Raw genomic sequence first — 4,026 nt, 5'->3', positions numbered from 1 at the left:
GCGTTCCCGATGGCCATGATTCATTCGGCTGCAACACAATCCGCCCCGGTTCGCTCACAATATCAACATCCACTGTCGATAGGGTGTTGTCATATCCCGTGTCATCCTCAAGCCGGTAGGTCACCGTTGCCGATTGCAGAGGTGGATACGGGAGCACAATCTCATCACCGTCCGGCCATTCATCCAGATAGTATTCCAGCGTCTGTGTAATGAGCTTCCGGCCTGTCTGTTGCTCGGTCATGATCCGGGCGGTCGTGATGAGCCGATCAAGCAGGTCATCTTCGGTGGTATATGCCGCCGCCTCTGCGTCAGTGGTGGCAAGACGCAGGTGCATTTTTACTTCCGCCTTTGTCACCGGCTCAATGTTCGGAGCTGTTTTCGTCGTGATTCTCATGTCATCCATCCCCCTCACAGCAGCTGCATCCCGAGCACTGCCACCATTCCGCCGATGATCCCACCGGCGAAGGAAAGCCATTTGTTCCATTTTTCCAGTGCACGCATACGGCAGTCGATCGATTGCAAGGTCTCAAAAACAATCCAGTCGCGCTGTTCCTGCGGCGTTTTTCCCCATGTCTCTCTGGTCACGATAAATCCAGTTCCGGTCGTCATATCCGCAGACCCCCTTATGCGTTCAGATAGTACCCGCCGGCCACAAGCGGCCTCCAGAGTACCGTCACATCGGCAACCATTCCCTCACCAGCCGAGCCGCCGCCGATGGTAAGCTGGATTTTCTTCGTCGATGCCGTCACCACTGGGCCGCGATAGACGTGGAAAAAATTCCCTGTCAATTTGGCTTTTGCGCCCGCAGTTGAGGAAAGTATCTCAATCGGCGCGTCGTCATCCGTCGCAACCGAAATGCCGGTGAAGGTATCCACCGCTGAAAGATTGTCAGGCACATGCACTATCACAGCGTCAATGAAGAGATTCTGCGCCGTGGCCGTCATAACATCGTAAGCCGCCGCTGCCTGATTGAGGGATATCTGTTTATAGTTGACCGTCGTACCCGGCATGAAGGATTTCGGCACCCACGCATAGCCGTTGTAGAGCCACATGAAGCCGGTATTCCATTCGTAGAATGTACCGCCGTTCTGCGTGTTTGCCGTCGGCTTGGTATCGGTCGAAAGACCGATGAAACGATTCTCCAGACTTCCTATTCTTGTTACCGCCATCTCCTGTGCCTCCTTTCACTTTTTGGAGGGGCGGGGCGACCCGGAGAGGTAGGCCGCCCCCTGTGAACATTACGCCCCCGTATCAGCAGGTAACGCAATAGCATAGACCTCGATTGCCCCTGCTTCAGACCCACCCGTGCCGTCCGTTACGCCAATGACAAGAGCCTTCTCTTCGCCCAGCTCTCCGGCGAAGGTGTAAATCTCATTTTCTGCCGGGGAAGCAGGACTCCCGCCGTGCCCTATAGTGGCGTAGGTCACGGTATCGCCGTCGGTAATGGCGAAGGTGGGCAGATTCGTTGTAGCGGCGAATGTCTCAGTGATCTTGACGATCAGCATAATCGCCCGGTCACCGTCGCCGGTCCCGTTGGCCGCCAGGACTTCTATTTTTGTCTCGCTGGTATCGTCGGCATGATCTGCTGTTGCCACACCTGCTACCATCGTTCCGACAAGGGCAATGCCCGTGGTGAGCTGATCGGCGGTAACGGGAGAGCCGTCAAGTATCAATGCTCCCCCGGATTCAATGGTGATTTTCCCGCCATCAGCAACAACCAGCTCTTCGCCGCCCTGCTTTCTGTACACTTTCGTTTGATAACCCATGTTTCATTCCTCCGTATCCGGTGGTTTCCCCCCGGCGGCCCCGGATAAGACCGCCGGGAGTATCAACTTAATGACCGGGTTAGTGGTTACGCTTCGCTGGGGCTGACAAGGTGCGTCGCTTTAAGCAGATCTGCATTTGCGTCCGGTCCCATCTTACCCTTATAACGGATAGCGGTAACTCCACAGATTACTGCATTCTGAACGGCAGGCGTTACCGTAACCTCAAGATATCGCTTAAGCGGTTTGTACACATCGACAGCAATTGCCGATTGCGTACGCGCGGCGTCTGCGGCAGTTACTGTATGTGCCGCCGTACCGGCAACAGCGGCCATTGTACCGCCTCCGCTGTCGGTATCCTGAAGGACCTGGACATTGATTGTCCCGCCCTCAATGATCGTGCCAAATTCAGCAATGAAGAGGACGCCTTCATATCCCTGCATGTCGATGATGCTAGAAGTTTTTGCAGTCGTCCCTGCGGCAAAATACCCCAGTATCTGATCTATTTTTACATTTTTCAAAAGATTCATTGTCTTATCTCCTTTATTTTTATTTGTTAGGCGCTCAATGTCACGCGGGCGAAGGCCTCTTCCAGCACCGGCATACCATCACTTTCGAGCCGCCCAATAAAACCCACCTGATTGGTTGCCGCGTACAGTTCGTTCAGCCTCTGAACACGCATATTCAGCGCATCGGCAATCCAGTAATAAGAAAAATCACCGATAATGCCGACATATTTACCTGCTGTGAAGGTGCTTGGTGCATACTCGGACATTTTATAGGGCCGACCGAGGATCATGTCAGGCTGTCCGCCCTTAATGTCAGGCTGCCAGATATACTGTCCTTCGCCATCTTTCAGTTTGCGGAGCTTCTTCACTGCGTCACGGTGGAATATCCACTGAGCCCGCGGATGATACTGTGCTTTAAGGCTGTACAAAGCCTCAAGAAGGCCGTCCGTTGTGAACGCTGTTGCGGTGTTGCCGGTGGAAACATCGCGGGCAGTGCTTATCCCAAAGCCTGCGGTGGCCGCCGTGAATACGCCCATCGGCTGGTTGGAGCCGGAGCCGTTCAGGTAAGCATTCTCCGCCGTCACGCCGAATTTGTACGCGAGGCGGGAAATAACGAGCCCTTCAATGTCCATAGCGGACACTCTGAGCAGCTTTTCGGATACTTTAATCAGCTTTGCCAGCGGGTGCGGGGTAAGCTCTCTTTTTCCGAAGGACATGGTGCTGTCTTCGCTCCCTGTCGCGATTTCAGCCGTCCACGTCGGATCGGCAGGGTCGTTATCGAGCGACGGAGCGCCAAGTGATTCCGCCTTCGTGACCGGGTAGACCGTGGCCATGTTGCGGATGAAGACTTCGTCATCCATGGCTTTGATCAACTGGAGCACGAACTGCGGAGGTGCAACAAGGAATCCGCCGTAAATGTCAGCGTCTGCCTGCAACGCACGGAGCTCTTCAGGCCCTATAGCATCCCGGCCGCGCTGCAAGAACGTGTTCCACGCCCTGTTCTGAAGGTCGGAATTTGCCGAAAGCGTGATCTTTTTGCCGCGATATTCGAGGGTTCTTACCTCGTTTTTAGCGTCGGGTTCCGGGGTTGGCTTAAAAACGTCTACAGAACTCTTAATCTCTCTCTCCCGCTCCTCAATTTTCTTCTCTCGGTCTATGCTTCTGGTCAGCTTTTCAAGTGCATCATCCATATTTTGATAGTTGGTTTCTTCATCAGCCGTCAGATCACGCTTCTCTTTGTCCGCGACATCAAGCATTGCTCTCTGATCGGCCACAATCTTCGCCCGCTCTGCAAGTAATTCCCTCAATTTATCTTTCATGCTTCATTTCCTCCTCAATTTGTCTTTCTACGATTTTTAGCCGTTTCCGGCGTATATTCAGGCCGACAGGAGCACTATCCGCGCTTTTTTCAGCCTCTTTATGCTTTTCGAGCCTTCTCAATGCCACTTCCGTGTCTGGATATGCGGGGAAAGTGACAGGCGAAACATCAAAAAGCCTTACTTTCATGAGCGTTCTGACTTCGTTTCCGTCTATCATCTCCCATCTGTCAGCAAGCGTCTCAAAACCGAATGACATCTGGTTAATATCTCCTCGCTCAATACTTGCCACATAGTCACGAGCCCACTGTGCATCGGGCGGCGTAATGTCTATTTTTAACCCCCTCTGATCCTCAGAGAGTGTTAATGTACCGCTTTTGTTGCGCCCGAGGACATAATCAGAGTTATGATTCCATAATGCCCTGATATCGTCGTTTA

7 protein-coding genes are annotated in these 4,026 nt (G+C 53.2%); all 7 read right to left on the bottom strand.

Going from position 1 to position 4,026, the window contains the following annotated elements; all coding sequences use genetic code 11:
• A partial coding sequence (locus tag PHI12_13875; GenBank protein MDD5511882.1) for a hypothetical protein occupies nucleotides 1–394 on the bottom strand: 394 nt, incomplete at its 3' end.
• Between the two features lie 14 nt (nucleotides 395–408).
• Nucleotides 409–609 carry a hypothetical protein gene (locus PHI12_13870; GenBank protein ID MDD5511881.1) on the bottom strand — a complete coding sequence of 67 codons (201 nt, stop codon included), beginning with the start codon at nucleotides 607–609 and terminating at the stop codon, nucleotides 409–411.
• Nucleotides 610–623: 14 nt separating this feature from the next.
• Complete coding sequence (locus PHI12_13865) at nucleotides 624–1,169, bottom strand: hypothetical protein (protein ID MDD5511880.1); 546 nt, start codon at nucleotides 1,167–1,169, stop codon at nucleotides 624–626.
• 69 nt (nucleotides 1,170–1,238) lie between these two features.
• Complete coding sequence (locus PHI12_13860) at nucleotides 1,239–1,766, bottom strand: hypothetical protein (protein ID MDD5511879.1); 528 nt, start codon at nucleotides 1,764–1,766, stop codon at nucleotides 1,239–1,241.
• A gap of 86 nt (nucleotides 1,767–1,852) precedes the next feature.
• On the bottom strand, nucleotides 1,853–2,293 hold the full coding sequence (locus PHI12_13855; GenBank protein MDD5511878.1) for a hypothetical protein: 441 nt from the start codon (nucleotides 2,291–2,293) through the stop codon (nucleotides 1,853–1,855).
• A gap of 26 nt (nucleotides 2,294–2,319) precedes the next feature.
• A complete protein-coding gene (locus PHI12_13850; protein ID MDD5511877.1) occupies nucleotides 2,320–3,591 on the bottom strand; it encodes a phage major capsid protein in 1,272 nt (423 codons plus the stop codon).
• Nucleotides 3,581–4,026 (bottom strand): HK97 family phage prohead protease (locus PHI12_13845; protein MDD5511876.1); only part of this gene is annotated, 446 nt, incomplete at its 5' end. The genes PHI12_13850 and PHI12_13845, both read right to left, overlap by 11 nt.

Source organism: Dehalococcoidales bacterium, from assembly GCA_028716225.1.
In the GTDB taxonomy this organism is placed as follows: domain Bacteria; phylum Chloroflexota; class Dehalococcoidia; order Dehalococcoidales; family UBA5760; genus UBA5760.
This window is presented reverse-complemented; position numbering and strand designations above follow the sequence as displayed.

Excerpts from the sequence above, each read along its gene's own strand:
- PHI12_13860 (MDD5511879.1), bottom strand. The coding sequence starts at position 1,766 with ATGGGTTATCAAACGAAAGTGTACAGAAAGCAGGGCGGCGAAGAGCTG.
- PHI12_13870 (MDD5511881.1), bottom strand. The coding sequence starts at position 609 with ATGACGACCGGAACTGGATTTATCGTGACCAGAGAGACATGGGGAAAA.
- PHI12_13865 (MDD5511880.1), bottom strand. The coding sequence starts at position 1,169 with ATGGCGGTAACAAGAATAGGAAGTCTGGAGAATCGTTTCATCGGTCTT.
- PHI12_13850 (MDD5511877.1), bottom strand. The coding sequence starts at position 3,591 with ATGAAAGATAAATTGAGGGAATTACTTGCAGAGCGGGCGAAGATTGTG.
- PHI12_13855 (MDD5511878.1), bottom strand. The coding sequence starts at position 2,293 with ATGAATCTTTTGAAAAATGTAAAAATAGATCAGATACTGGGGTATTTT.